35 protein-coding genes are annotated in these 24,740 nt (G+C 53.7%); all 35 read right to left on the bottom strand.

The window, feature by feature from the left end; translation table 11 throughout:
- Positions 1-11: 11 nt before the first annotated feature.
- The gene (locus HZA73_02470) at positions 12-1,043 is read right to left on the bottom strand and encodes a family 10 glycosylhydrolase (GenBank protein ID MBI5804892.1); all 1,032 of its coding nucleotides are present in this window, start codon (positions 1,041-1,043) and stop codon (positions 12-14) included.
- Positions 1,044-1,229: 186 nt separating this feature from the next.
- Positions 1,230-2,573 carry a CPBP family intramembrane metalloprotease gene (locus HZA73_02465; protein MBI5804891.1) on the bottom strand — a complete coding sequence of 448 codons (1,344 nt, stop codon included), beginning with the start codon at positions 2,571-2,573 and terminating at the stop codon, positions 1,230-1,232.
- A gap of 19 nt (positions 2,574-2,592) precedes the next feature.
- The gene (locus HZA73_02460; GenBank protein MBI5804890.1) at positions 2,593-7,524 is read right to left on the bottom strand and encodes an RHS repeat-associated core domain-containing protein; all 4,932 of its coding nucleotides are present in this window, start codon (positions 7,522-7,524) and stop codon (positions 2,593-2,595) included.
- A 474-nt stretch (positions 7,525-7,998) separates the two neighbouring features.
- On the bottom strand, positions 7,999-8,568 hold the full coding sequence (gene rplQ / locus HZA73_02455; protein MBI5804889.1) for a 50S ribosomal protein L17: 570 nt from the start codon (positions 8,566-8,568) through the stop codon (positions 7,999-8,001).
- Between the two features lie 213 nt (positions 8,569-8,781).
- Entirely contained in the window at positions 8,782-9,771 is a 990-nt protein-coding gene (locus HZA73_02450; GenBank protein ID MBI5804888.1) for a DNA-directed RNA polymerase subunit alpha, read from the bottom strand.
- Between the two features lie 144 nt (positions 9,772-9,915).
- Positions 9,916-10,545, bottom strand: coding sequence for a 30S ribosomal protein S4 (gene rpsD / locus HZA73_02445; GenBank protein MBI5804887.1), 630 nt, complete (start codon positions 10,543-10,545; stop codon positions 9,916-9,918).
- A 67-nt stretch (positions 10,546-10,612) separates the two neighbouring features.
- Positions 10,613-11,002: a 30S ribosomal protein S11 gene (gene rpsK / locus HZA73_02440; protein MBI5804886.1), complete on the bottom strand. Its 390-nt coding sequence runs from the start codon at positions 11,000-11,002 to the stop codon at positions 10,613-10,615.
- Between the two features lie 105 nt (positions 11,003-11,107).
- The gene (rpsM, locus tag HZA73_02435) at positions 11,108-11,491 is read right to left on the bottom strand and encodes a 30S ribosomal protein S13 (protein ID MBI5804885.1); all 384 of its coding nucleotides are present in this window, start codon (positions 11,489-11,491) and stop codon (positions 11,108-11,110) included.
- Positions 11,492-11,543: 52 nt separating this feature from the next.
- Positions 11,544-11,657: a 50S ribosomal protein L36 gene (gene rpmJ / locus HZA73_02430; protein ID MBI5804884.1), complete on the bottom strand. Its 114-nt coding sequence runs from the start codon at positions 11,655-11,657 to the stop codon at positions 11,544-11,546.
- Between the two features lie 37 nt (positions 11,658-11,694).
- Positions 11,695-11,913, bottom strand: a complete 219-nt coding sequence (gene infA, locus HZA73_02425) for a translation initiation factor IF-1 (protein MBI5804883.1) — start codon at positions 11,911-11,913, stop codon at positions 11,695-11,697.
- Between the two features lie 32 nt (positions 11,914-11,945).
- Positions 11,946-12,695: a type I methionyl aminopeptidase gene (gene map / locus HZA73_02420; protein ID MBI5804882.1), complete on the bottom strand. Its 750-nt coding sequence runs from the start codon at positions 12,693-12,695 to the stop codon at positions 11,946-11,948.
- Complete coding sequence (locus tag HZA73_02415; GenBank protein MBI5804881.1) at positions 12,692-13,342, bottom strand: adenylate kinase; 651 nt, start codon at positions 13,340-13,342, stop codon at positions 12,692-12,694. The genes map and HZA73_02415 overlap by 4 nt, the downstream gene beginning before the upstream one ends.
- A gap of 36 nt (positions 13,343-13,378) precedes the next feature.
- Entirely contained in the window at positions 13,379-14,692 is a 1,314-nt protein-coding gene (gene secY / locus HZA73_02410; GenBank protein ID MBI5804880.1) for a preprotein translocase subunit SecY, read from the bottom strand.
- Between the two features lie 159 nt (positions 14,693-14,851).
- Positions 14,852-15,319: a 50S ribosomal protein L15 gene (gene rplO / locus HZA73_02405; protein ID MBI5804879.1), complete on the bottom strand. Its 468-nt coding sequence runs from the start codon at positions 15,317-15,319 to the stop codon at positions 14,852-14,854.
- Complete coding sequence (gene rpmD / locus HZA73_02400; GenBank protein ID MBI5804878.1) at positions 15,316-15,522, bottom strand: 50S ribosomal protein L30; 207 nt, start codon at positions 15,520-15,522, stop codon at positions 15,316-15,318. Before rpmD ends, rplO begins: the two co-directional genes overlap by 4 nt.
- A gap of 65 nt (positions 15,523-15,587) precedes the next feature.
- The gene (rpsE, locus tag HZA73_02395) at positions 15,588-16,172 is read right to left on the bottom strand and encodes a 30S ribosomal protein S5 (protein ID MBI5804877.1); all 585 of its coding nucleotides are present in this window, start codon (positions 16,170-16,172) and stop codon (positions 15,588-15,590) included.
- 24 nt (positions 16,173-16,196) lie between these two features.
- The gene (locus tag HZA73_02390; GenBank protein ID MBI5804876.1) at positions 16,197-16,550 is read right to left on the bottom strand and encodes a 50S ribosomal protein L18; all 354 of its coding nucleotides are present in this window, start codon (positions 16,548-16,550) and stop codon (positions 16,197-16,199) included.
- Positions 16,551-16,609: 59 nt separating this feature from the next.
- Positions 16,610-17,194 carry a 50S ribosomal protein L6 gene (rplF, locus tag HZA73_02385; GenBank protein MBI5804875.1) on the bottom strand — a complete coding sequence of 195 codons (585 nt, stop codon included), beginning with the start codon at positions 17,192-17,194 and terminating at the stop codon, positions 16,610-16,612.
- A gap of 58 nt (positions 17,195-17,252) precedes the next feature.
- Entirely contained in the window at positions 17,253-17,651 is a 399-nt protein-coding gene (rpsH, locus tag HZA73_02380; protein MBI5804874.1) for a 30S ribosomal protein S8, read from the bottom strand.
- 65 nt (positions 17,652-17,716) lie between these two features.
- Entirely contained in the window at positions 17,717-17,899 is a 183-nt protein-coding gene (locus HZA73_02375; protein ID MBI5804873.1) for a type Z 30S ribosomal protein S14, read from the bottom strand.
- 44 nt (positions 17,900-17,943) lie between these two features.
- A complete protein-coding gene (gene rplE, locus HZA73_02370; GenBank protein MBI5804872.1) occupies positions 17,944-18,483 on the bottom strand; it encodes a 50S ribosomal protein L5 in 540 nt (179 codons plus the stop codon).
- A 42-nt stretch (positions 18,484-18,525) separates the two neighbouring features.
- Positions 18,526-18,843, bottom strand: coding sequence for a 50S ribosomal protein L24 (locus HZA73_02365; protein ID MBI5804871.1), 318 nt, complete (start codon positions 18,841-18,843; stop codon positions 18,526-18,528).
- Between the two features lie 9 nt (positions 18,844-18,852).
- A complete protein-coding gene (gene rplN, locus HZA73_02360; GenBank protein MBI5804870.1) occupies positions 18,853-19,221 on the bottom strand; it encodes a 50S ribosomal protein L14 in 369 nt (122 codons plus the stop codon).
- A 58-nt stretch (positions 19,222-19,279) separates the two neighbouring features.
- Complete coding sequence (gene rpsQ, locus HZA73_02355) at positions 19,280-19,537, bottom strand: 30S ribosomal protein S17 (protein MBI5804869.1); 258 nt, start codon at positions 19,535-19,537, stop codon at positions 19,280-19,282.
- Between the two features lie 23 nt (positions 19,538-19,560).
- The gene (rpmC, locus tag HZA73_02350) at positions 19,561-19,788 is read right to left on the bottom strand and encodes a 50S ribosomal protein L29 (GenBank protein MBI5804868.1); all 228 of its coding nucleotides are present in this window, start codon (positions 19,786-19,788) and stop codon (positions 19,561-19,563) included.
- A 1-nt stretch (position 19,789) separates the two neighbouring features.
- Positions 19,790-20,215 carry a 50S ribosomal protein L16 gene (gene rplP, locus HZA73_02345; GenBank protein ID MBI5804867.1) on the bottom strand — a complete coding sequence of 142 codons (426 nt, stop codon included), beginning with the start codon at positions 20,213-20,215 and terminating at the stop codon, positions 19,790-19,792.
- Between the two features lie 66 nt (positions 20,216-20,281).
- Positions 20,282-20,932, bottom strand: coding sequence for a 30S ribosomal protein S3 (gene rpsC, locus HZA73_02340; GenBank protein MBI5804866.1), 651 nt, complete (start codon positions 20,930-20,932; stop codon positions 20,282-20,284).
- A gap of 3 nt (positions 20,933-20,935) precedes the next feature.
- Entirely contained in the window at positions 20,936-21,301 is a 366-nt protein-coding gene (rplV, locus tag HZA73_02335; protein MBI5804865.1) for a 50S ribosomal protein L22, read from the bottom strand.
- 19 nt (positions 21,302-21,320) lie between these two features.
- Positions 21,321-21,689 carry a 30S ribosomal protein S19 gene (rpsS, locus tag HZA73_02330; protein MBI5804864.1) on the bottom strand — a complete coding sequence of 123 codons (369 nt, stop codon included), beginning with the start codon at positions 21,687-21,689 and terminating at the stop codon, positions 21,321-21,323.
- The gene (gene rplB, locus HZA73_02325) at positions 21,689-22,513 is read right to left on the bottom strand and encodes a 50S ribosomal protein L2 (protein MBI5804863.1); all 825 of its coding nucleotides are present in this window, start codon (positions 22,511-22,513) and stop codon (positions 21,689-21,691) included. Before rplB ends, rpsS begins: the two co-directional genes overlap by 1 nt.
- 65 nt (positions 22,514-22,578) lie before the next feature.
- A complete protein-coding gene (gene rplW / locus HZA73_02320) occupies positions 22,579-22,869 on the bottom strand; it encodes a 50S ribosomal protein L23 (protein MBI5804862.1) in 291 nt (96 codons plus the stop codon).
- Entirely contained in the window at positions 22,866-23,492 is a 627-nt protein-coding gene (gene rplD, locus HZA73_02315) for a 50S ribosomal protein L4 (GenBank protein ID MBI5804861.1), read from the bottom strand. The genes rplW and rplD overlap by 4 nt, the downstream gene beginning before the upstream one ends.
- A 3-nt stretch (positions 23,493-23,495) precedes the next feature.
- On the bottom strand, positions 23,496-24,134 hold the full coding sequence (gene rplC / locus HZA73_02310) for a 50S ribosomal protein L3 (GenBank protein ID MBI5804860.1): 639 nt from the start codon (positions 24,132-24,134) through the stop codon (positions 23,496-23,498).
- A gap of 62 nt (positions 24,135-24,196) precedes the next feature.
- Positions 24,197-24,511, bottom strand: a complete 315-nt coding sequence (gene rpsJ / locus HZA73_02305) for a 30S ribosomal protein S10 (GenBank protein ID MBI5804859.1) — start codon at positions 24,509-24,511, stop codon at positions 24,197-24,199.
- A gap of 88 nt (positions 24,512-24,599) precedes the next feature.
- Positions 24,600-24,740 (bottom strand): elongation factor Tu (gene tuf, locus HZA73_02300; GenBank protein ID MBI5804858.1); only part of this gene is annotated, 141 nt, incomplete at its 5' end.

Genomic DNA, 24,740 nt, shown 5'->3' with positions numbered 1-24,740 from the left:
ACAGTTTACTGTTAAAACCCCCTGGCTTTAAGTTCCTCAAAACTTATCCCCCGCTGGGCCAGGCCGTCGTAGGAGAACAGCACGATGTCGTTGATGCCCGCCCGCCGCAGTTCCCGGGTCTTCTCCATGATACCCTCCATGCTGTCGCGCCAGGCTCCCAGCCCCACGTAGACCTGTCCCGCCCCCTTGTAGCGCACCGATTTCTGGGCCAGCCGCAGGACGGTGGGAGTGTCCTTGGAGTAATCCATCAGCACCACGAAATCCACCCAGCGGTTCAGCAGCCAGTTGGGCCAGTCCTGGCCGAAACCGGCCCGGGCCTCGTCGGGATCGGGCTTGACCGCAGCCGAGAGCTTGACCCAGGGATTGAATTTTACGATGTCCATCTTCAGCTGGGAGACCAGGTCCGAGATGTTGTACATCCTCCACAGATACCAGGTATCCCAATAAGGCTTTAGGCCGGGGTCCCCGGTGAAAAAGGCCATGGGGTCCACCTTGTACTGGCTGTAAAAGGCATTGCGGCTGGAAAGGTCGTAGGAATAGTTGAGGTTGCCGTAGCGCACGTAGTCCAGGTGGATGCCGTCCACGTCGTATTTGAAGAGGATCTCCCGCACCAGTTCCCGAAGATATTGCTTGACCTCGGGGCTGGCCGCTGAAAGATAGACCCCTTCCAGTCCTTTCCGGTCCAGCTCTTTCTGGCTGTAGTCCTTTAACGAACGGCCCTCGGAATCGGCGGCGAACCACCCCTTGCCCTTGTAATAGACATGCCTCCGGTCCCTGGGATCCGCCTCGGATGACCAGATGAAGTAGACGTTGATCCAGGCGTGCATCTTGATGCCGCCGGCCTTGCATTCTTTCAGCATCAGGGCCAGGGGGTCGAAGTCCTTGGAGACGCAAGCGGCGGTGGGCAGGTTTTGGGAATAGTAATAGGCCTCGCCCTTGGCGAAGAACTGGACAAACAGATCGGTGATGCCGGCCTGCCGGGCCGAGCGGACGATCTTCCTGACGCTGGTCGGGCTGGTCAGGGAATAGCGCACCACCCACATGCCTTTGACCTGGGCGTGTAATTTGAGGGGGGGAAAGCAGGCTACTGCTGATAGTATAAGAAGGAATGTCTTTATTCTCATTGATTGAATAATACAATAAAAACAAAAAAGGCGCAAGGATTAATTTCCTTCCGCCCTCTTTCTGGTTAAGTGAAGCCTCTTTACCATAACCCATAACAATTATTGTTATATGAATGAAATTACATTGTTAAACATATGAACAATAATTGACGGCAATATTGAACCTGTTTTTTCTACCAATATCGACGATACTGTAGATATCAATATAAGGTTTATTAAATAAAACACACTGATGTTACTATAAGTTTGCCCGTGCAAAAGTAAACCTATTATTGTTGTTGCCAATAAACCAACCCATAAATTAGTAACTTTCCTCACCGAGCGATAGACGAGCCACCTCATGAACACTTCTTCAAATATAGGAGCTGCAATTGTTATCGCAATTACATAAATAATAAAATAACGGGTATTGAACAAACCGGGTTTTATAAACAAACTGCTCAATACAATTGGATACAATTTTACTACAGCCAATACAATACGGATTGTCACCATGATTACTATGCCAATTACTGCCCATTTTATCTGTTTAACCAAAGGTATGTCTTTTATGCACTGGATTATTTCTTTAGCAATTTTCCATTTTTTAGTATAATCAAAAACAACATACGCCAAGGCAAAGATTAACTGGGAAAAGCATAGGCTTAGCATTGGCATTTCATCATTCCAATTTGTAAAATAGTCAATGCGCCCATTATAAATTAAATAATTGGTTATAATGACATTCCACAGGAGTAAAATACTAAAATACAGTAAATAATAGTTGTACGCATAATTTAATAATATATTGGCTTTATATTTTACTTTAATAAACAGTAAATAACATGCCGTAAGAAACATTGAATTAATTAGGAAATACCAATTATTACCATTAAATATTGTGTACGCCCAGGTGTAACGATCTCCGATGTAAAATATAGCTCTTTTAATTATAAAAAATAATTTTTGCAAATATGGCTTGGTTTTTTCATCGTCACGGGCTTCCTCACCACCGATTCTCACACTGTCAAGATATTGAAAGAGTTTAAAATATTTTTCATCATTTGTCAAGGCTAATACTCTTGCATTTCCCAAAGATAACCCGGCCCTTTCATAAATACCAATATTATAAAGCGCCTCCCCCTGGATTGCGAAAGCTAAAGCAGAATCGCCCCATGTTTTTGCATTGTTTAAAGCCTTGGTGGCATAATAATAAGTTGCTTCATGATTACACATACCTCTGTAAGCCAAACACAATGCATAAAAGCATTTACCTCCAAAAGCAGTATCTGGCAGTTGCTTTTTGACGTCCAAAAGTATTGATCTTGCAACAGCATAATTGCTTTTTTTGTGTGTAATCCATTTTATTGTTCCATTTATTTGCGCAGATAAGGTGTCTCTTGTCGTTGCAGATGCAATTTGTACAAATAATAATAATAATATGAATATGCGTAATAAATATTTTTTCATATAACAGTTGTCTTAATTATTATGGATGGCGCTTCCCATAATCATCAAATACAGTTGAATCACTGTTATCGGTAGGACAATTATCACCGAATCCACCACCCCTTTGAATAGCCGCATCAAGAGAGTCTAACATTGATCTATGAAATTCCTCATACATTGCAGCTTTTACGGTTTGTGGTGCAACTATACCGGCACCTAACCCCTCTGCTACTGGGAAACTACCGCAATAAGCAGTTGGTAATGCTGTAGTACCAACCTGACCAGGATAAGAGTTTAACATTCTGTTTATTCCATCAATTACACTTGTATTAAGATTTTTCCACGCATTTGCTATTTGTGAAGGTAAATCTCTCCCCTGCGATGTCGGGACCCCGCCATTCCCGGTAGGATCAGTAGCCCCACTTCTTCCGCTCCCACCAGTAGTTGCACCCAGCTCTGACCCTGGCGTCGTTTTAGGCGGGGTAGGCCCGGAATTGGTATTTCCGCCGCCATTCCCTCCTTTTACAGCATTCATCAGTTCCGTAAATAAACGATTCTGGACATAGTACCCGCTAAATCCTTCACCATCAGCACCACAAATTGGTCGGGTGTGATCCTCTACCCACATCAGAGCATAAGTAATTCGTATATCGCCATCAACGAGTGTAAAAGAACTAACATGTCCAGAGTATAAATCATGCAAAGCTTGTTGTAATGCTTTTTCTTGCTGTACAGGGTCTGCCTTCTTCCCCGTCGGGTCCGTAAAATTCACCGGGTTATTATTACAATACGCATACGGGCTTACCGCCGGGTTCCACAGCGGGTCAATGCTGTAAAACCGGCCAATCTCCGGGTCGTAGTACCTGGCATTAAAATCGTAGGCCTCTATGCCTGCAATATTCGGCTTGCCGGTAAACTGCATATCGTTCTTGGCGCTGCCCCGGGTTAAAAGCGAGTCCCCAAACGGGTAATACTTGTAGGTGGAAACGGAGTCGCCGTTGCAATCGGTAATTACCTTAACGCTGCCTATGGCGTCGTGGTGCATCCAGTAAACATTGCTAACGCTGTCCTCATAGGCTATGCACTCGCCAAAGGCGTAAACATATTTCTTTTTGACCGTGCCGGTGGAATCGTATTCGCAAAGCGGGTTAAGCCCCTCGTAGGTGTAATAGCGGCTGCCTAATTGGCTGTCCTTCTTCTTCACCCGGGTGCTGCCGCCCATGCCGTAGTAATTGGTGACCGTGCGGACCGTCCTGTCCATGGCGTCTAGCTGGTTCATCTTGCACAACATGTTATTATAATCATAAGAGTAATAATAACCGCCCGAGGCTTCCTTACCTGTTACGTTGCCGGCATTGTCGTGTATATACCAATAAGTTGTACCCTTTATATTGGCGGTGGCCAGCTTGTTGGTCCCCGAGGTGTAGGTTAGCGCTCTGCTGGTGCCGCCAATCACCTCCGCGGTCCGGTTGCCCACGTTGTCGTAGGTGTAGGATATGACTGTTGACCCCGTCTTGCAAACCGTAAGCCGTCCGGCGGCGTCGTAACTGATGCTGGAGTCGTAATACTGGGTGTAGGACGAATTAAGATTGTCCTGTATCTTTTTGATGTAGCCGTCTTCCCAGTAACTGTAGCTCAGGTCCATTCTTGAATAGGTCGCCGGGATTTCCCAAACGTAATTCGTAGTCTTCAACCGGTTGATCCTTAAGCGGTTATCATAGAACATGCTGTCGCTGGTGTAATTGGAATATTGTATCTTTTTGGCTAGGTTGGTAACGTTGTAATAGGTGGAGTCCACATAATAATAAGAAGCGCTCTTAACCGACATCAACTGGCCCAGGGTATTGTAACTGTACTTTGCGACTGTTCCATCCGGATAAGTCAGGGCGGTGCAGGCATCGGCCGAGTTATAGGCATAACGGATGGAATCGCGGCCGCCGTTCATCCCGGCATAGGCATATACTCTTTTGACCAACCGGCCGGCCTTGTCGTAGGCAAACCAGGTGGTATCTATGCCCGCTGTGATCAGCCTGGTTATCCGGCCCTTGGCGTACAAAGTATCGGACGGGGAATAATTGCAGTCGGTATAGCTGTCGTACTTATATAATACTCTATCCGACCCCGCCGAGTCAACCTTGGTGACCCGCTTAAGTGCGTCGTAAGTGTAGTTAACCACGCCCTTGGCGTTCTTGCGGCAGGTAATATTGTCCACCGCGTCATATTCCAGTAAAAAGTCCAGGGCGGCGCCTTTATAGGTATAGCTGGACGAGGCGTCAGTTCCGTTGGCGCCCTTGGTGCGCCCTAAGGTGTCATAATAGCAATAGGTGCTTTTGCCGGCGGCGTCGATGATCACGCTGTCGCGGCCCAGTTTGTCGTGTTTGACTATGGTCAACAAACCCAGGCCATTGATGGTGGTATCGGCCATGCCGGGGCCGTTCACCTTGGCGATGGCGGTGTCGCCCTTGGCGTCCCAGGTCTTCACCCAGTTATCGCCAAAAGCCACGGAATCGCGGGTGGAGTCCTGGTAAACGGTCTTAAGCGGACGGCCTATGGCGTCGTAATAATACCGTACCTTGGGCTGGCTGGACCAGTAGTCCGTACTTACATAGGTTCCGAAAGTAGTGACTGTGGCAATTGGATTGGATGCCTTTTGCACCCGCCCCAATGAATCGTAAGCCGTATTTGCTATGGTTGCATAACCATTCAACTCCGTCTTTTGGGCTTGTATGGCCCGGCCAAACCCGTTATAAAAGGTCTTGCTGACCGCATACTTGGTGCCGGTTATCTTTACCGAGTCTACGGTTGACCGGGGATAGCCGCTGTCGTAATAATGAGTGACGGCCGAAGGATAGGTGGAGCCCCAGCTCCCGGCCCATTCCCCGGGTTTGACTGCCTTTATGGGACGTCCGTATGTATCGTACTCAAAACGGGTGGTGTCCCGGTTGGCGCCTGCTGACCATAAAACAAGGCCGGTACAACTGTCGTAATCTGTTATGCTGCTTAAAGCCAGCACGTTTGCCCCGTTGGCAACATAACTAACGGTGCTGCAGGGCCAGGCATACTGGAACTTATCGGGATAGTAGCTTCCCAAAGCAGAATAGGATACCTTGGATGAATCGCCCTTGGCGTTTATGGTCTTTATTACATTGCCCAGCTTGTCATAAAATATCTGGGTGGTGTCGTACAGCGCCCCGGCCTTCCAGCGGCAGGCCCTGGTAATGTTGCCCCGTATCATTCCCGGGCTTTGCCAGTTGACCGGCGGATAGGAACTGTAGCTGGTAGTGTCGGTCCTGGTGGTATCGTCGTAGAAGAACTTGGTCTTCGACAGCACCACGGTGGAAGCGCTGTCCGGTTTTACATAGGTACTGCAAGGCAGATTGAGTATGTGTTTATTGTCAAAATTATACTGTGTTTTGCTGTTATGCAGATAAGTGGTGAAAACTGAATTGTTGTCGGCGGTGGTGCCCATGTCGCCCAGGTTGTCTATCCTCTGGAAATTGCCATAACCATCGTACTGCCGGTACCGGGTGCAGTATTTTTTACTGCCGATATAGCTTACTATGGAGTCCGGACGCATATTGCGGCCGTAGGTCAGCGGCGTCCCTAAATAAAGATCATCCGATATTGTAGTGTATTTAACGCTGTCTATCACATTCCCGGCAAAATCATAATGCACTTCTTTTTCAACTTTCCCATAACCGCCGCTTTTGAACGGAGTTTGGCTGTACATGAAATAAGTCCTGGTCTCCCCGCCCTGCGAATCGGTAATTCTGACATCGGTCGGGTTGGAATAGTATCCGGCCACCACATTTCTGGTAAATGTGATCTTGGAAACCAGAGAACCATCGTTTTCCTTGGCCTTCAATGTGTCTGCCGCCCTGGTAAAACGGGTGTAATTGTTATTGTTGTCCAATAAGGGGAACCCATAATTGCCATAGCTGTATTCACTGCTTCCACCGGTCGGCAGTGTCTGCTTGGAAAGTTCAAAATACTGGTTATAATCGTAGGCTACGGAATCGCCGTTGGGAAACAGCACCGCGCTAAGACAATACCGCCGTATGGTGTCCGTTAAAGCCACTGCGCACCAGCGCTCCTCGTCAAACACATAATCCTGGCCATAATATTCAAAAGGCTGGGACGTGGTCTTGTATAATTTATAATGATATTTTACCGTTTGATTGACGCCGTTATAACCCCTAGTTTTCATGCTGTCCATCAACAGCACCGAATCGTTTACCGGAGTATATTTTTTGTAAGAGGCATAACAAAACATTTTTGAGCCGTTGCTGCTGACTATGGAGTCTATCTGTATATATCTTACTTCATTCCCTACGGGATCGCCTTTATAGCTTATATTAATGTAGTTGCCGTTACGGTCGGTTACCTTTACCGGCAGCAATACACTGCCATAACCTAACGCATCCTGTATCCAATTGGGCAGATACATATAATCAAGCCCGTCGGCAAATGTTACTTCGCTGCCGGAGGAAATCCTTAAAGTACAGCTTGTTGAGTAATTGTTTAAACGCAAATACTGGCCGTCTGCAGACCTATAGTTGGAGGTATTACCAATCGTATCAAGACTATGCGATATGCCTGATGGCTCTTCATATTTGTACCTGGCTGGTGGCCAGCCTGCGCCTAAAGAATCATTGATCGGTAAATACATCCGCCCCATGTTAAAATCCCAGCCCTGACCCATGATGCCGCTGGGCGGGACATGGGTATAATACGTATTATATTCGTTATAATTAACAGCCTGGCGCGATGAAACCTCATTGGCAATTGTCTGCCGCCACACTCTTTTGCTGCTGTAAAAACGAGTCATCGGCAGGCCGCCGTTCCTGCCGGTCAATCCCAGATCGCTTTGGTGTAAAAACACACCGCCGTTAAGAGGGTTTATACCTTCCGAACCTTCGCTGTAGTTTAAGTCGCGTATGCCGGGGTTCTTTTCGGTATGCGCGCCGGGCACAAATAACGAAGTAGCTGCTTTTGCAGGTTCCTCTTTCTTTTTGAATTGACTGTTTTCAAAGTCCTCCCAACCCAGAGAATGAACGGTTCCAACCCCAGAATAAACGAGTTCACCATTAGCAAATACCGTTGATGATCCCGTTAAAAACAATATCAAAAATATCATGGTCGTAAGATTAACAATAAACCTGCTAAGCCTGTCATTTTTTCTTAATAATTTTACTGGACGCATATTGTGGTCCATGATCTTCTCCTAATTTATTGTAATTATTTTTTGCATTTTATTATAAAAATAAAATAGGATGTTATAATATCATTTCCGATACATATTTGTCAAGCACTATTTTATGACAGTATAAATTTATTTTTACTTAATTGTTTCAACATGTAACAAAATAGCGCAAGGTTTATTTCTAAACCTTGCGCTGTAAAAACTCATCCTAAAAGCTTACTTCTTTACTTCAGCCTTGTCCGCCTAAGCCTTGGTGTTGGCGGGCTTTTTCTCGGCCTTGTCCGCAGTAACTTTAGCGGAGGCGGATTTCTTCTCCTCTTTGGGCTTGCCTTCTGTCTTGACCTTGTCCGCCGGAGCCTTGGCGGAGGCGGGCTTCTTGCCCGGCTGTTTCTTGGCCGGCTTGTGTACCTTCTTTTCCTTTTCCTTCTTCTCGCCTTCAACCAGCTTGGCCTTGGCCGGGGCGCCGTAGAGCTCCATCAGGCACAGCAGGGCGGCATCGCCCTTGCGCAGCCACAACTTGGTGACGGTGATGAAGCCGGACTTCTTGTCCTTCATCCGGGGCATGATCACCTGGAACAGCTTCTTTAGCACATCCTTGTCCTTGACCACCCGGCCCACCTGGCGGATGGCGGCCAGGTCGTTCTGCTTGGAGACGGAAATCAGGTGCTCGGCCACCCGCTTGGCCGCCTGGGCCTTGGGAAAGGTGGTCTGTATCTTCTCGTGCTTGAAAAGCGAGGTCACCATGTTGGACATCAGGGCCCGGCGGTGGGAATGGCTGCGGCTCAGTTTTAAGGTGTCTTTGCGGTGTCGCATGTATGTTTACCCTATCTCAAAAATTTAATTTTATCTGACGATTTTTGACAGGATTTACAGGATTCTTTTTAAATAAACCCGGTGAAATCATGTTAATCCTGTCTGCCCAGGAAATTGCTCAGGCCATATTCTTCTCTTTTGACAGGATTTACAGGATTCTTTTTAAATAAGCCCGGTGAAATCATGTTAATCCTGTCTATCCCCGGAAAAAGCTTAAGCTTTTTTCTTCTTGGCGTCGGTGTACTGGTCCACCTTCATCCCGAAGGTCAGGTTCATGTTCTTTAAGATCACCGAGAGCTCGGCCAGCGACTTGCGGCCGAAATTCCGGTATTTAAGCATTTCGCTTTCGGTCTTCTGCACCAGATCGCCCAGAGTGAAGATGTTGTTGGCCCTAAGGCAGTTGGCCGACCGCACCGAGAGCTCCAGCTCTTCCACCGGCTTCATCAGCATGTCGCGCATCTTCACCATGTCGTCGTCCAGGCCCTCGACCTTGCCCTCTTCGCCGTCTTCCCCGAAGGAGCGGAACAGGGTCAGGTGGTCGCGCAGCAGCTTGGCGGCCTGGGACACCGCCACGTCGGGCTTGACCGAACCGTTGGTGTGGACCTCCAGGATCAGGCGGTCATAGTCGGTGCGCTCGCCCACCCGGCAGTTCTCCACCAGAAAGTTGACCCGGGAGACCGGCGAGAAGATGGCGTCCACCGGGATCAGCCCGATGGTGTTGAACGATTTGCGGAAGACCTCGGCCGGCACGTAGCCCCGGCCGTGATCCACGGTCAGTTCCAGCTTGAACACCCCGTCCTCGGAAAGGGTGGCGATGTGCTGTTCGGGGTTCAGGATCTCCACCTCGGCGTCGGATTCGATCTGGGAGGCCTTGACCTCGCCCTTGCCCGAAGCCTTGAGATACAGGACCTTGGGATGTTCGGAATGGAGGCGGAGCTTTATCTTCTTGATGTTCAGGATTATCTCGGTGACGTCTTCCACCACGCCCGGGATGGTTGAGAACTCGTGGAGCACGCCTTCTATCTTTACCGCCATGATGGCCGCCCCGGGGATGGATGACAGCAGCACCCGGCGCAGGGCGTTGCCTAAGGTCAGGCCGTAACCCCGTTCCAGGGGCTCGGCGATGAATTTACCGTAATTGGGTCCATAAGTTGCTTCGTCTATCACGATGCTCTTGGGCATCTGCAGGGTATTCCATCTCATAATTGCCTCCAAAAGTTTTGAAATTGAACCCGGCCCAAACCGCTTGAACCGAGCGAGGCTTCCCGAATGAGGACCCTTTTAAAGCCTTGTCAAAGAAAGCTGTATTATGTTAATAACGGCTTTTTAAATAGGATCCTTTCGGCATTACTTGGAGTACAACTCCACGATCAGCTGTTCGTTGATCTGCATCCCGATGCTGTCCCTGGTGGGGATGTTGACCAGCTTGCCCGAGAGTTTCTCCTTGTTGAGCTCCAGCCAGGGCACGGGGGTCCGCCCTTTGGTCGCTTCCAGGGCGCCGGCAATGATCACATTGTCCTTGCTCTTGGTTTTGACCTGGATGGTGTCGCCTGGGCGCAGCAGGATGGATGGAATATTGACGACCTTGTCGTTGATCAGGAAATGCCCGTGATTGACCAGCTGGCGGGCGGCCGAACGGGATGGGGCCAGCCCCATCCGGAAGACGATGTTGTCCAGCCGGCGTTCCAGCAGGGACAGCAGGTTCTCGCCGGTGACCCCCTTCATGCTGGAGGCCTTCTGGAAGTAGTTGCGGAACTGGCGTTCCAGGATGCCGTAGATCCGGCGGACCTTCTGTTTTTCCCGCAGGTGGATGGCGTAACCGGTGGGCTTGCGCATCCGGTCCTTACCGTGTTCGCCCGGGGCATAGGGTCTCTTGTCAAAGGCACAGTTCTTGGTGTTGCATCTTTCGCCCTTCAGGAACAACTTGGCTCCCTCGCGGCGGCACAGCTTACACCTGGCAGCGGTATATCTTGCCATTTATATTTAAAAACCTCCTAAAAAATTACTTTCCGAATGTCTGTTCCCGGTATGCTGTGATTCGAAATTAGACCCGGCGCTTCTTGGGGGCCCGGCAGCCGTTGTGGGGCACCGGGGTCACGTCGCGGATCACGGTCACCGCCAGGCCCGAGGACTGGAGCGACCTGATGGCGGATTCCCGTCCGCCGCCCGGGCCCTTGACCCAGGCCTCCACCCGCTGCATCCCCAGCGAGACCGCGGTCTTGGCGCAGTTCTCGGCCGCCATCTGGGCGGCGAAGGGGGTGGATTTGCGCGAGCCCTTGAATCCGGCCTTCCCCGACGAGGCCCAGGAGATGACGTTGCCGCTCTTGTCGGTGATGGTGACGATGGTGTTGTTGAAGGTGGCCTGAATGTGGGCGATGCCTGAAGATTCGATCTTCTTTTCTTTTTTCTTGACCTGCTTTTTCTCTTCCGCCATTTTCCCTCTTTTCGGTAAAATCTTTTATCTCTGGCCGGCCTTATTTTTTAAGGCCGGGAGCATTACTTTTGACCGGCCCGCTTTAATGCGGCAACCGGGGTTGGGCTACTTCTTGCCGGGGGCTTTTTTCTTGACGATAGCGCCCTTGCGCGGCCCCTTGCGGGTGCGGGCGTTGGTCTTGGTGCGCTGGCCCCTTACCGGCAGACCTTTGCGGTGTCTGACCCCCCGGTAACTGCCGATCTCCACCAGGCGTTTGATAGAAAGGCTGATTTCGGTCCGTTTGTTGCCCTCCACCTTAAACTCCTGTTCAATGATGCTGCGCAGGCGGCCCACCTCATCGTCGCTCAGGTCCTTGACCCGTTTGTTGGGGTCCACCTTGGCCAACATCAGTATCTTTTTGGCCGAACTCCGGCCCAGGCCGAAGATATAGGTCAGGCCTATCTCCACCCTTTTCTCCCGGGGTAAATCCACACCAGCGATTCTGGCCACTTTTTATCCTCTCTTAAAAATAACTGTGTAATTGATTGGCTTGGGAACGGGTTTAACCCTGGCGCTGTTTGTGGCGGGGGTTCTTGCAGACCACCCGCAGCACGCCCTTGCGCTTGATCAGCTTGCAGTGCTCGCAGATCACCTTGACCGATGCCTTGACTTTCATGGGAATATATCCTTAAGTTTTTTATTATCTGGGATTTTTATTTGAAGCGGTATATGATCCGGCCCCGGGTCAGGTCGTAGGGGGAAAGCTCCAGGGTCACCTTGTCTCCTGGCAGTATCTTTATGAAGTGCATCCGCATCTTGCCGGAAATGTGGGCCAGTATCTTATGACCATTGGGAAGCTCCACCCGGAAGGTGGCATTGGGAAGGTTTTCCAGCACGGTCCCTTCGACCTGTATCCCCTCTTGTTTGGCCATTTTTTGTCGGATCTTAATTGTTGGAGTTTATATTACCGGGTTACTATCAGCGGTTGGCCGGCGGTGACCACCACCGTATCCTCGAAATGGGCGGAAAGGCTGGAATCGGCGGTGACCACTGTCCAGCCGTCGGACAGAAACTTCACCTGGTGGCCCCCGGCGTTGATCATCGGCTCTATGGCCAGCACCATTCCCTCTGCCAGGGCCGGGCTGGACCCGGATTTGACGTAGTTCGGTATCTCCGGCTCTTCATGCAGTTTCTGGCCCACCCCGTGGCCGCACAGGTCGCGCACCACGGAAAAACCGGCGGACTCAGCCGCCTGCTGAACGGCCCGGGAGATGTCGCTGACCTTGGAGCCTGCCTTAGCGCTTTGAATGCCCAATTCCAGGGCCTGTTTGGTTGTAGCCAAGAGTTTTAGGATCTCCGGAGAAGGGGCCCCGCCGACATAATAGCTGCGGGCGGCATCGGCGATGTACCCGTTCTTGGAGGTTCCTACGTCTATTCCCACCAGGTCTCCCTCCCGCAGGATCCGTTCCGGCCTCGGTATGCCGTGCACCACTTCGTGGTTGATGGAAATGCAGAGGGTGGCGGGGTAGCCCCGGTAGCCTTTGAAGGCCGGCTCCGCCTTATTGTCGATTATGTATTCGTAGGCCAGTTTGTCCAGTTCGGAAGTGGCCGTACCAGGTCTGACTTTGGGGCCAAGAACCTTCCAAAGACCGGCGATCACCTGGCCGGCTGACCTGATCCGCTCGATCTCCCAAGCCTGGCGGATGGCGATCATTTATATTCCTGCAGCACGGCGATGATATCCTGAAATACTTTGCCGGGCTCGGCATTGCCGTCGATTTCCTTGAGCAGTTTGCGGGAGTTGTAGTACTCCAATAACGGCTGGGTCTGTTTCAGATACACTTCCAGCCGGTTCTCCGCGGTCTGTCGCTGATCGTCCACCCTTTGCTCCAGTTTGCCTCCGCACTTGTCGCAGATCCCTTCTTTTACCGGGGACTGAAAGAGCAGGTTATAGATGGCCCCGCAGCCGGAGCAGATCCTTCTGGAGGTCAGCCGTTTTATCAGCTCCTCCCGTTCCACATTTAAAGAACAAGCCAGGTCTATCTTCAATTTCTGCTGTAAAAGAGAATCCTCCAAACCCTGGGCCTGAGCCACGGTCCGGGGAAAACCGTCCACTAAAAATCCTTTTTGAGCGTCCTGTGACTTGAAACGCTCTTTGATCAGGTCCAGGATCAGATGGTCTGGCACCAGTTCTCCCCGGTCCATGAACCCCTTGGCTTCCCGCCCCAGCGGGGTTCCGTCCTTGACCGCCCGCCGTAAGATGTCGCCGGTGGAAATGTGCGGCAGTCCGAATTTCTGGCAGATCTGCTTGGCCTGGGTTCCCTTGCCGGAACCGGGGGCGCCTAAAAGGACCAGTCTCATATTAGCATCACAACTTTCGCCGGATTATTCAAGTGATTACATCCGCCCGGCCCGGCCCGAAATCTTGCCCTTTTTAATGAAGCCCTCGTAATGGCGCATCAGCAAATGGGACTCTATCTGCTGCAGGGTGTCCAGGGCCACGCCCACGATAATCAGCAGAGTGGTGCCGCCGAAATAGAATGGGACGTGAAAGGCGCTCATCAGGAAGGTGGGCAGGATGGCGATGGCGGCATAGAACACCGCACCGGGCAGGGTGATGTGGGTCAGGATCCGCTCAATATATTCCGCGGTCTTGGAGCCGGGTCTGATCCCGGGGATGAAGCCGCCGTACTTTTTCATGTTGTCGGCCATATCGGCCGGATTGATGACAATGGCGGTGTAAAAATAAGCGAAGGCTATGATCAGAAAGGCGTAAAGCAGGTTATAGAGCCAGGAACCGGTGGCGAACAATCCGGCCAGCCCCTGAGCCCAGTCGGCCTTGATGTAGGTGACGATGGTCATGGGAAAGGCCAGCACGCTCTGGGCGAAGATGATCGGGATCACCCCGGCGGTGTTGAAGCCCAGCGGGATGTAGGTGCTCTGTCCGCCGTAGACCTTGCGGCCCACTATCCTCTTGGCGTACTGCACCGGGATCTTGCGGGAACCCTGGGTCATCAGAACCACGATGGCAGTGACCCCCACCATAAGGAGGGCGATGAAAGCCAGCACCAAAATGTTAAGCTCGCCGCCCCGGAACGAAGTGTAGGTGCTGATCAGATCGCCGGGAATGCTGTCCAGACAACCCACGAAGATGATCATGGAGATGCCGTTCCCTATGCCGAACTCGGTAATCTTTTCCCCCAGCCACATCACGAAGATGGTGCCGGCGGTCATGGTGATCATGGTCAGGATCCTGAACCCGAAGCCGGGATTGGGCACCACCGCCAGACCGTTGGGGGCCAATGATTCAAGGAAAATGGCGATACCGTAGGACTGGAACAGGGCCAGTATCACTGTGGCATAACGGGTGTACTGGGTGATCTTCTTGCGGCCCTGCTCGCCTTCCTTCTGCAGTTTTTCCAGGAACGGGATCACCGCACCCAAAAGCTGCATGATAATGGAGGCCGAAATGTAGGGCATGATCCCCAGGGCAAAGATGGTGGCCCGGGAAAGGTTGCCTCCCACGAACAGATCGTACATCGAGAACAGGGTGCCCCGCTGGGCCCGGAAGAACTCAGCCAGGGCCTGGGTGTCTATGCCGGCGGTAGGCAGATGCCCCCCGATCCGGTAGACGACCAGTATCCCCAGGGTAAAGAGTATCCTACGCCTCAGTTCAGGGATCCGGAATATATTCTGGATTTTCTCCCACATCGTCAGCATCCAAATTTAAATTAAGTCTTTTTGTAACTATTCAGCGCCACCAAGACACCAAACTAAACCGTGAATTGCAAATTGTGAATAGTTATTTTTTGTGTCTTAGTGCCGGAGTTTACCCTGATGTATAGAAGAGTGGCTGAATGGTTCCGTCTTTTATTCGGTCCGGTGGCTGCTGAGGGCTTTCAGCACTTCGATCTTTCCCCCGGCGGCTTCGATGGACTTCTGGGCCGAGGCCGAAAAGGCGTGGGCCTTTACCGTCAGCGCTTTCTTGAGTTCTCCCTTGCCCAGGACCTTGACCGGCTGGTTCTTCTTCCGGACTAACCCCAGGGCGAACATGGATTCGGGGGTGACCTCTTTTTCCTGGGTCTCCAGCGCCGTCAGGTTGACCACCTGGAATGTCTTCTTGTCGAAAGCCGTGAAGCCGCGCTTGGGCAGGCGGCGTTGCAACGGCATCTGGCCGCCCTCGAACCAGGAGGGGACCCTGGCCCCGGAACCGGCCCTTGATTTCTGGCCCTTGTGGCCCTTGGTGGAAGTGCCGCCGTGGCCCGACCCGGTGCCGCAGCCTCTCCGCTTGGCTTTTTTGACCGATCCCTTGTTGGGCTTGATCTGATCCAGTTTCATTTGCGGCTGCCTCCTTCTTGAATCTCCTCAACTTTTAGCAAATGCTCCACCTTTTTGACCATCCCCCGGATCTGCGGAGTGTCGGTCTTCTCCACCGTGTGATAAAGCTTGCGGATACCCAAAGCCTTGATGGTCCGGTACTGGACTTCGGTCCGGTCGATGGTGGAGTGCACCTGAGTTATTCGTAATATTTTTTTGGGCACGTTAATTTTCCTTTATGGCGGTATGCGGTATGATGAAAGACTGTTGGCTTAAGACTGCCGCGCGGTCAGACTGCGGCCGTAGTTTCTGCGGCCGGGGCTTCCGGCTTCGATTCTTCGGCCGCCTGCGGTTTGGCCTCGGGGGCCGCAGCGGGGGCGGCTCCGGCCTTGCCCCGGTTGCGCTCTTCCATGATCTCGGCCGGCTGGCGCAGTTGGGACAGCCCGTCGATGGTAGCCTTTAAAAGATTGTGGGGATTGTTGGAGCCCAGGCTCTTGGTCAGGATGTCGGTGACGCCGCAGACCTCCAGCACCGAGCGCACCACATTGCCGGCGATCACGCCGGTTCCGGTGGCGGCCGGCCTTAAGACCACTTCGCTGGCGCCGTATTTGCCCATCACCATGTAGGGGATCTTGCCGTCGACCACCGAATATTTCTTAAGACTTTTCTTGGCGTCCTCATTGGCCTTGCGGATGGCCTCGGAAACTTCGCGGGCCTTTCCCTTGCCGATCCCCACATGACCGTTCCCGTCACCCACCGTCACCAACGCGGTAAAACCGAAGCGCTTGCCGCCCTTTACCACCTTGGCCACCCGGTTGATATGGACCACCTGCTCCTTGAGCTCGCCCAAACCATTCAAGTTGATCCTTGCCACTGGTCTTAATCTCCCAAATATTTTTTAGAATTGCAACCCGGCTTCTCTGGCCGACTCGGCCAGCGCCTTGATCCTGCCGTGATAAATATATCCGCCCCGGTCGAACACCACCTGCTTGATGCCCTTGGCCAAAGCCAGCTGGGCGATCTTTTTGCCCACCTGCTTGCTCTGGGCCAGCTTGCCTTTTTCCAGCCCCTCCATCTTGCCGGAGGCCGCCAGCACCGCATGCTTGGTGTCGTCTATCACCTGGGCATAAATGAACTTGTTGCTGCGGAAGACGCAGAGCCGGGGCCGTTCGGGCGTGCCCTGAACCTTGCGCCGGATCCGTACATGCCGCCTGAGGCGGGCGTCTCTTATTTCTTTTGCCTTGTCTGCCATTTGAATAATACCTATTTTTGCTTTTATGAAAATATTTCCCGGGATTGGTTTGACCTTTATCAGGACCCGGCTGCTCCGGCCGCGGTCTTGCCGGCCTTGCGCCGGATGTGCTCGCCCTGGTAGCGGATGCCCTTGCCCTGGTACGGCTCCGGCCGGCGGAACCGTCTGATGGTGGCGGCCACTTCGCCCACCAGCTGCTTGTCAATGCCTTTGACCACCAGGCTGCTCTGGTAGGTCTTGTCCAGTACCTTCAGGCCCGGCTCATCGGTGATGTCGAACTCGATGCCCTTGGGGGCCTCCAGGTTGATGGGGTGGGAAAATCCCAGGTTCAGGGTCAGGCCCTTGGGCTCCTTGATGGCCTTGTACCCGATGCCGTAGATCTGGAGCACCTTGGTGAAACCCTGGCTGACCCCGGTGACCGCATTGAACACCAGGGCCCGGGTCAGTCCGTGCAGGGACCGGTCGAACTTCTCGTCCGAGGGCCGGATCACCGTCAGGACGCCGTCCTTGAGCTCCAGCTTCATGTTGGGATGGATCTCCAGCTCCAGGGTTCCCTTGGGCCCGGTCACCTTTACCTTCTGGCCGGACACCTCGGTCTTTACCCCCTGGGGGATCTCTATTGGCTTTCTGCCTATCCGCGACACTTTATATATCTCCTTAACTCAATGTAGATAAAACTTATTTAGAAACCAGGTAGGTTACTTACCACAGGTAGCAGACCACTTCGCCGCCCAGCTTGTTCTTGCGGGCCTCCCGGTCGGTCATCAGGCCCTTGGAGGTGGATATGATGGCCAGCCCCATTCCGCTGCGGACCCGGGGCAGCTTGTCCTTGGGGGCGTACACTCTTAAGCCCGGAGTACTGCGGCGCACCAGGCCCTTGATCAAATGCTTTCCCTCATCATCGTAGCGCAGGTAAGCGCGGATCACGTTCTGCTTGCCGTCGGCGATGTACTTGAAATTGGCGATCAGGCGCTCCCGCAAAAGGATCTTGGTGATCGCCAGCTTCATTTTGGAGGCCGGTATATCCGTCCTCTTCATCTTGGCTTTCCCGGCATTGCGGATCCTGGTCAGCATATCGGCAATGGGATCGGTCATCGACATCTTGTATTATCTCCTAAAAATGCTCTTGTAAATCTTGGTAACGGCTTAAGGACCAATTTTGATCCCTACCAGCTGGCCTTGACCATTCCGGGGATCTCGCCCCTAAGTGTCATTTCCCGCAGGCAAATCCGGCAGATGCCGAAGTCCCGGTAGAACGCCCGTGACCTTCCGCAGCGGCGGCACCGGCTGTGGTGCCGGACTTTGAACTTCGGCCGTTCAGCCTTTTGAATCATCGCCTTTCTGGCCATAGAACTTGAATATCCTTTTTGTTAAAAAATATTGGACTTGATGCTTATTTTTGGAAAGGCATTCCCATCAGGCTCAGCAGTTCCTTGCCCTCTTCGTCGCTTTTGGCGGTGGTCACAAAGGTGATGTCCATGCCCACAATCTTGGATATCTTGTCGTAGTTGATCTCGGGAAAGATGATCTGCTCCTTGATGCCCATGGTGTAATTCCCCCGGCCGTCAAAGGATTTGGCCGGCATCCCCTTGAAATCGCGGATCCGGGGCATGGCCACATTGACCATCCGGTCAAAGAACTCGTACATGGTTTCTCCCCGCAAAGTGACCATGGCGCCGATGGGCAGGCCGGCCCGCAGTTTGAAGTTGGCGATGGATTTTTTGGATTTGCGGATGGAGGGCTTCTGCCCAGTGATGGTCCCCAGATCCTTGGCCGCAGCCTCCACTATCTTGGGATCCAGAATGCCCTCGCCCAAGCCCATGTTGACCACGATCTTGGAAAGGGCCGGAGCCTGCATCGGACTCTTATAGCCGAATTTCTTGATCAGGGCCGGCTTGACTTCCTTTTGGTATTTTTCTTTTAAACGCGCCATTTTTCGATTTTCGATTTACGATTTACGATTTACGATTTGATATTAGGCTTTATCCAGCATCTCACCGCAGGACTTGCAGACCCGTGAACGTTTGCCGTCGGTAAGCACCCGGGCTCCCACCCGGACGCCCTTGTTGCACTTGGCGCAGATCACCATCAGGTTGGAAATAGCCACCGGAGCTTCCTTTTCCAGGATCCCTGCCTTCTGCCCCTGTTTGCGGGGTTTGGTGTGCCGCTTGATGAACTGGACGCCCTCCACTATGGCCCGGCTCTTCTCGGGGAAGAGTTTGAGCACCTTGCCCCGTTTGCCCTTGGCCTTTCCGGCTATCACCACTACCGTGTCGTTCTTCTTTATCTTCATATTATTTCCTTATATCACCTCGGGGGCCAAAGATACGATTTTAAGGAACAGCTTCTCCCGGAGCTCGCGGCCCACCGGCCCGAAGATGCGGGTGCCCTTGGGTTCGTTCTTGTCGTCGATGATCACCGCGGCATTCTCGTCGAACCGGATGTAGGAGCCGTCCCGGCGCCGCACTTCCTTCCTGGTGCGGACCACCACCGCCCGGGCCACTTCGCCCTTCTTGATGCTGCCGCCGGGGAGCACGTCCTTGATGGCGATCTTGATTATGTCTCCGATGCTGCCGTAGCGCCGGGTGTGTCCGCCCATCACCTGGATGCACATGCATTTGCGGGCTCCGGTATTGTCGGCCACGGTCAGTCTGCTGTATTGCTGTATCATTTCAACCCACCTTGTTGCCTGTTGATTTTATTGATTGCTTTTAAAGACCCCGGGAACCTTACTTGGCTTTGCTGATGACCCCGTCCAAACGCCAGCGCTTGCACTTGGAGAGCGGCCTGGTCTCCACTATCCGGACGGTGTCGCCCTCTTTGGCCTCGCTCTTCTCGTCGTGGGCCATCAGTTTGCTGGTCCGCTTCACCACTTTGCCGTAAAACGGGTCCTTGAACTTGCGTTCCACCGCCACCACAATGGTCTTGGTCATCTTGTTGCTGGTGACCTTGCCGGTCCGTTCCTTGCGTAAATTTCTCTCGGTCATAAAACTCCTAAAATTGCTGGATATTATGCGGTCTTGGCGCCCGAAGCCAGCTTGGTTTTGCCCAGCTTGTCTTCCTGAAGCACGGTCTTGAGGCGGGCCACCTGGCGGCGGGATTTCTTGAGCTCGGTGGGCTTGGGCAGCCCCTGGGTGGAATGGCGGATGGTCAGATGGAAGAGGTTCTGCCCCTCATCCTTGAGCTTCTGCTCCACCTCGGCCCGGGTCATTTGGCGAAGTTCTTTTACCTTGGCCATTTTATATTACCTTTATGGTGCGATCGCGTTCAACGATCTTGGTTTTAATGGGAAGTTTGTGGGAAGCCAGGCCCAGGGCCTTCTTGGCTGATTCCGGGGGAATACCGCCGATCTCGAACATCACCCGGCCCGGCTTGATCACCGCCACCCAGTGGTCCGGGGCACCCTTGCCCTTTCCCATCCTGGTCTCGGCCGGTTTTTTGGTGGACGGATGGTCGGGGAAGATCCTGATCCAGACCCGGCCGCCCTTTTTGGTGAAGCGGGTCAGGGCCACCCGGGCGGATTCTATCTGGCGGTCGGTGATCCAGGCGGATTCGGTGGCCATCAGCCCCTGATCCCCGAATTCCACGTACTGTCCCCGGCTGGCCGTCCCGGTCATGCGTCCCCGGTGCTGTTTGCGGTGTTTTACCCTTTTTGGCATCAACATTTGTGTGCTATCTCCAAAGTATCAAAAAGACTTGATGGTGTGGAAACTGTTTGCTCTGTTTATGAACTATTGTCTGACGGCCTGGCGGGGCGGCAGCTGCTCGCCCTTGAAGATCCAGACCTTGATCCCGATGCATCCGAAAGTGGTGTGGGAGGTGGCGGTGCCGTAGTCGATGTCGGCCCTTAAGGTGTGCAGGGGGACCCGGCCTTCGCGGTAGGTCTCGGTCCGGGCGATCTCGGCCCCGCCCAGGCGGCCGCCGCAGGAGATCTTGATCCCCTGGGCTCCCATCCTTAACGATCCCTGTACCGCCTTCTTCATGGCCCGGCGGAAGGAGATCCGCTGCTCCAGCTGGCGGGCGATGGAATCGGCCACCAGCATCGAATTGATCTCGGGAACCTTGACCTCGGCGATGTTCAGGTGCACTTCCTTCTGTCCGGTCAGCAGCTGGACCTCGGCCTTGAGCTTTTCGATGTCGGCTCCCTTGCGGCCGATCACGATCCCGGGGCGCGAAGTGTGGACGGTGATGGTGGCTCTTTTGGGAGTGCGCTCTATTTCGATCTTGGCCAGGCCGGCGTTGGCCAGCTTCTGCCGGATGTACTGGCGGATCTTCTGATCTTCTTCCAAAAGATCGGGAAAGTCTTTTTTGGCGAACCAGCGGGAATCCCAGGTCTTGATGATCCCCAGCCTTAACCCGATCGGATTTGTCTTTTGACCCAAGGCTTATTCCTCCGTATCTTGTTTTGGTTGACCGTCCGAGACCCGCACCGTCAAATGGCTGGTCCGCTTCAAGCGGCGGTCAGCCCTTCCCCGGGCCCGGGGTCGCATTCTTTTCCAGGTAGCGCCTTCATCCACCCTGATCTCGGAGACCCTGAGGGTGTCGGGATCGAACTTGGCCTTGCCTGCCTGCTCCACCGCCGAGGCTACCGCCGACTGGATGGCCTTCAGGATCAGGGGGCTGGCGGCCCGGGGCACGAAGCGCAGGATGGACAGGGCCTGGTTGCAGTTCTTTCCCCGCACCAGGTCGGCCACTATCCGCATCTTGCGCGGGGTGACCCTGACGAATTTTTGTCTGGCTAAAGCTTCCATAATACTCAATAATGTTTATTTATTTTTTGGCCGGGGCTGCCGCCGGAGCTGCCGCCGGAGCCGCTCCGGGGGCGCCGGGAGCGGTGGTAGTTTCGGTCTTCTTGCCGCCCTTTTTGTCCACTTCCTTGCCGGCCGCGCCGTGCTTGCGGAAGGTGCGGGTGGGGGAAAACTCTCCCAGCTTATGGCCTACCATGTTCTCGCTGACATAGACCGGTATGAACTTGTTGCCGTTGTGGACCGAAATGGTGAACCCCACGAATTCCGGGGGGATCATGGAACGCCGGGCCCAGGTCTTGATCACCTTCTTGTCGCGGGCGGCGTGCATGGCTTCGATCTTGGCAAACAGCTTGGCATCGATGAAGGGTCCTTTTTTTAGGGAGCGGGACATTACTTTCTCCTCTTGACTATAAACTTGCTGGAAAGTTTTTTACGGTTGCGGGTCTTCTTGCCTTTGGATAAGAGTCCGGTGGGTCCGCAGGGATGACGTCCGCCCGAGGATTTGCCTTCGCCGCCGCCCATCGGGTGGTCGTGGGGGTTCTTGACCACGCCCCGGCTGTGGGGCTTGACCCCCAGCCAGCGGTTGCGGCCGGCCTTGCCGATGGAGATATTCTCATGCTCCAGGTTGCCCACCTGTCCTACGGTGGCCAAGCATTCCAGGCTGATCATCCGCACTTCGCCCGAAGGCATCCGCAGCTGGGCGTAACCGGCTTCCTTGGCCAGCAGCTGGGCCGATCCTCCGGCGGTGCGCACCATCTGGCCGCCCCGGCCCTTGGTGACCTCGATATTGTGGACCGAGGTGCCCATGGGGATCTCGGACAGGGGCAGGGCGTTGCCGTTCTTGATCTCGGAGCCGGGGCCGGACATCACCTTGTCGCCCAGCTTCAGTCCCAGCGGGGCCATGATGTATCGCCATTCCCCGTCGGCGTACTTCAGCAGGGCCAGCCGGGCCGAGCGGTTGGGATCGTACTCTATGGCGGCCACCGTGGCGGCGATCCCGAATTTATCGCGCCGGAAATCTATCATCCGGTAGGCCCTTTTGTGCCCTCCTCCGCGGTGGTCGGCGGTCACCCGTCCGTGATTGTTGCGTCCCCCGCTTTTGCGCATGGCCTTCCTCAGGCTTTTGGGAGCCAGAGGTTTGGTCAGCTCTTCAAAGGTGTAGCCGGTGCGGTGCCTTAATCCGGGAGTTACCGGTTTATAAGACTTGATCCCCATTTATGTATCGTCTCCTAGTATTGCTGGTGCTTAAAAAAATCATTTTTAACCAAGATCCGGGAAAGCTAAACCCCGTCGCCTATCTCCAGCTTTTGGTCCTTGGCCAGGGTCACCACGGCCTTCTTCCAGTCGGGGCGCTTGCCCTCGTTGCGGCCCTGCCGTTTGATCTTGCCCCGGACGTTCATGGTGGCCACGTCGGTGACCTTGACCTTGAAGACCGACTCGATGGCCCTTTTGACGTCGTGCTTGTTGGCGTTCTTGTCGACCTCAAAAGCGTAACGGTTATAGGCATCTTTCAGGGCGGTGAACTTCTCTGTGATCAGGGGTTTTTTGATGACCTTGTTCAAATCTTTCATTTGTTAAAGACCTCCTTTAAGGCCTCCACGCCGGCCTTGGTGAACAGCACTCTGTCGGCCCGCATGATCTCGTAGGTGTTCAGTTCCCGCACCGGACGGATGGCCAGCCCTTTGATGTTGCGGCCGGAGAGCAGCAATTCCGAGGTCGGGGCCACGTCCAGCAGCAGTACTTTCTTGTCGGACAGCTCCATGGTCTTCAGCACCCCGTAGACGTCCTTGGTCTTGCCGCCTGAGGTCACGGCGTCGATCACCGCCAGACGGCCGGTCTTGAACGAATCGGTCAAAGCCGATTTCAGGGCCTGGCGACGGCTGGTCTTGGGCATCTCCCAGGAGTAGTCCCGGGGATGTGGGCCGTGGGCCACATAGCCTCCCACCATCAGCGAGGAGCGGTTGCTCCCCTGGCGGGCCCGGCCGGTGCCTTTCTGCTTGAACGGCTTCTTGCCGCCGCCCCGCACGTCCTCGGCATTCTGGGTATTGGCGGTTCCCTGCCGCCGGTTATCCAGGTAATTTTTTACTGCCAGGTAAAGCAGGTGCTGATTCACCCTGACCCCGAAGATGTTCTCGGGCAGGTCTATATTCCCTGTCATTTTTCCCTGGGCATCATATAGATTTGCGGACAACATGTTTTATGCCTTCTTTTTTATGATCTTTTGAACGACCAATATCCCGTCGGGGGCGCCGGGCACCGGGCCTTTGATCAGGAGCAGGTTCTTTTCGGCATCCACTTTGACAATCTTCAGGTTGCGGACTGTGATCTGGACATTGCCCATCTGTCCGGGATAACGCCGGCCGGGATAGACCCGGCCCGGGGTGGATCCGGCTCCGGCCGATCCGGGACGGCGCAGGCGGTCGGTTTGGCCGTGGGTCTTGGGGCCGCCCTTGAACCCGTGACGCTTGACCACGCCCTGGGTTCCCCGGCCCTTCATAGTGCCGGTGACCCGGACCATGTCGCCCTCGGCAAACAGGTCGGCCTTGATCACCTGACCGGGTTTGAAATCCTTGGCCTGGGCCGTTCTGATTTCCTTGATGAAGCGCAGGGGGGCCGGGGCTCCGGCCTTGGTAAAATGTCCCTGCATGGCCTTGGTGGTCTTTTGTTTTTTCTTTTCCACAAAGCCCAGCTGCACGGCGGAGTAGCCGTCAAGCTTGGCCTCCTTGACCTGGGTCACTACGCAGGGCCCGGCTTCGATCACCGTCACCGGAATCACCGCATTGCCCGGCCCGAAGATCTGGGTCATCCCTATTTTTCTGCCTAATATTCCGTTCATTGTGTCTTTTACTCTGCTACTTGTTTACTCTTTGAGAGCTTTAAGCCATCTGCTTACAGCTGTTATAATCCGGTCTTGATCTCGATGTCCACCCCGGCCGGAAGGTCCAGCTTGGTCAGGGCGTCGATGGTCTGAGGAGAGGAGTGCCAGATATCTATCAAGCGCTTGTGTATCCGCCGCTCGAACTGCTCCCGCGACTTCTTGTCCACGTGGGTGGAGCGGTTGACGGTATAGACGGTGCGGTTGGTGGGCAGCGGGATGGGCCCGGAGATCCTGGCCCCGGTCTGCTTGGCCGTGTTGACTATCTCGGCCACCGATTTGTCCAGCACCGCATGGTCGTATGCCTTTAGTTTTATCCTGATGTTCTGAGCCGCCACTTTTTATATCTCCTCCAGAGTTTTAAATAACCGGTTTGACTGTTTTATTTCCTATTTATCCATTTTCCATTTCCCCGGGAGAGGTCTTTTAGTCGGGCAGGATCTCGGTGACTGTTCCGGCGCCCACGGTCCGGCCGCCCTCGCGGATGGCGAACTTCAGGCCCTTCTCCATGGCGATCGGCGTCAGCAGCTCGCCCTCGATGGTCACGTTGTCGCCCGGCATGATCAT

This window comes from candidate division TA06 bacterium (assembly GCA_016235665.1).
In the GTDB taxonomy this organism is placed as follows: Bacteria; Edwardsbacteria; AC1; order AC1; family EtOH8; genus UBA5202.
The sequence above is the reverse complement of the archived record's forward strand: the minus strand, read 5'-3'. Positions and strand labels throughout refer to the sequence as shown.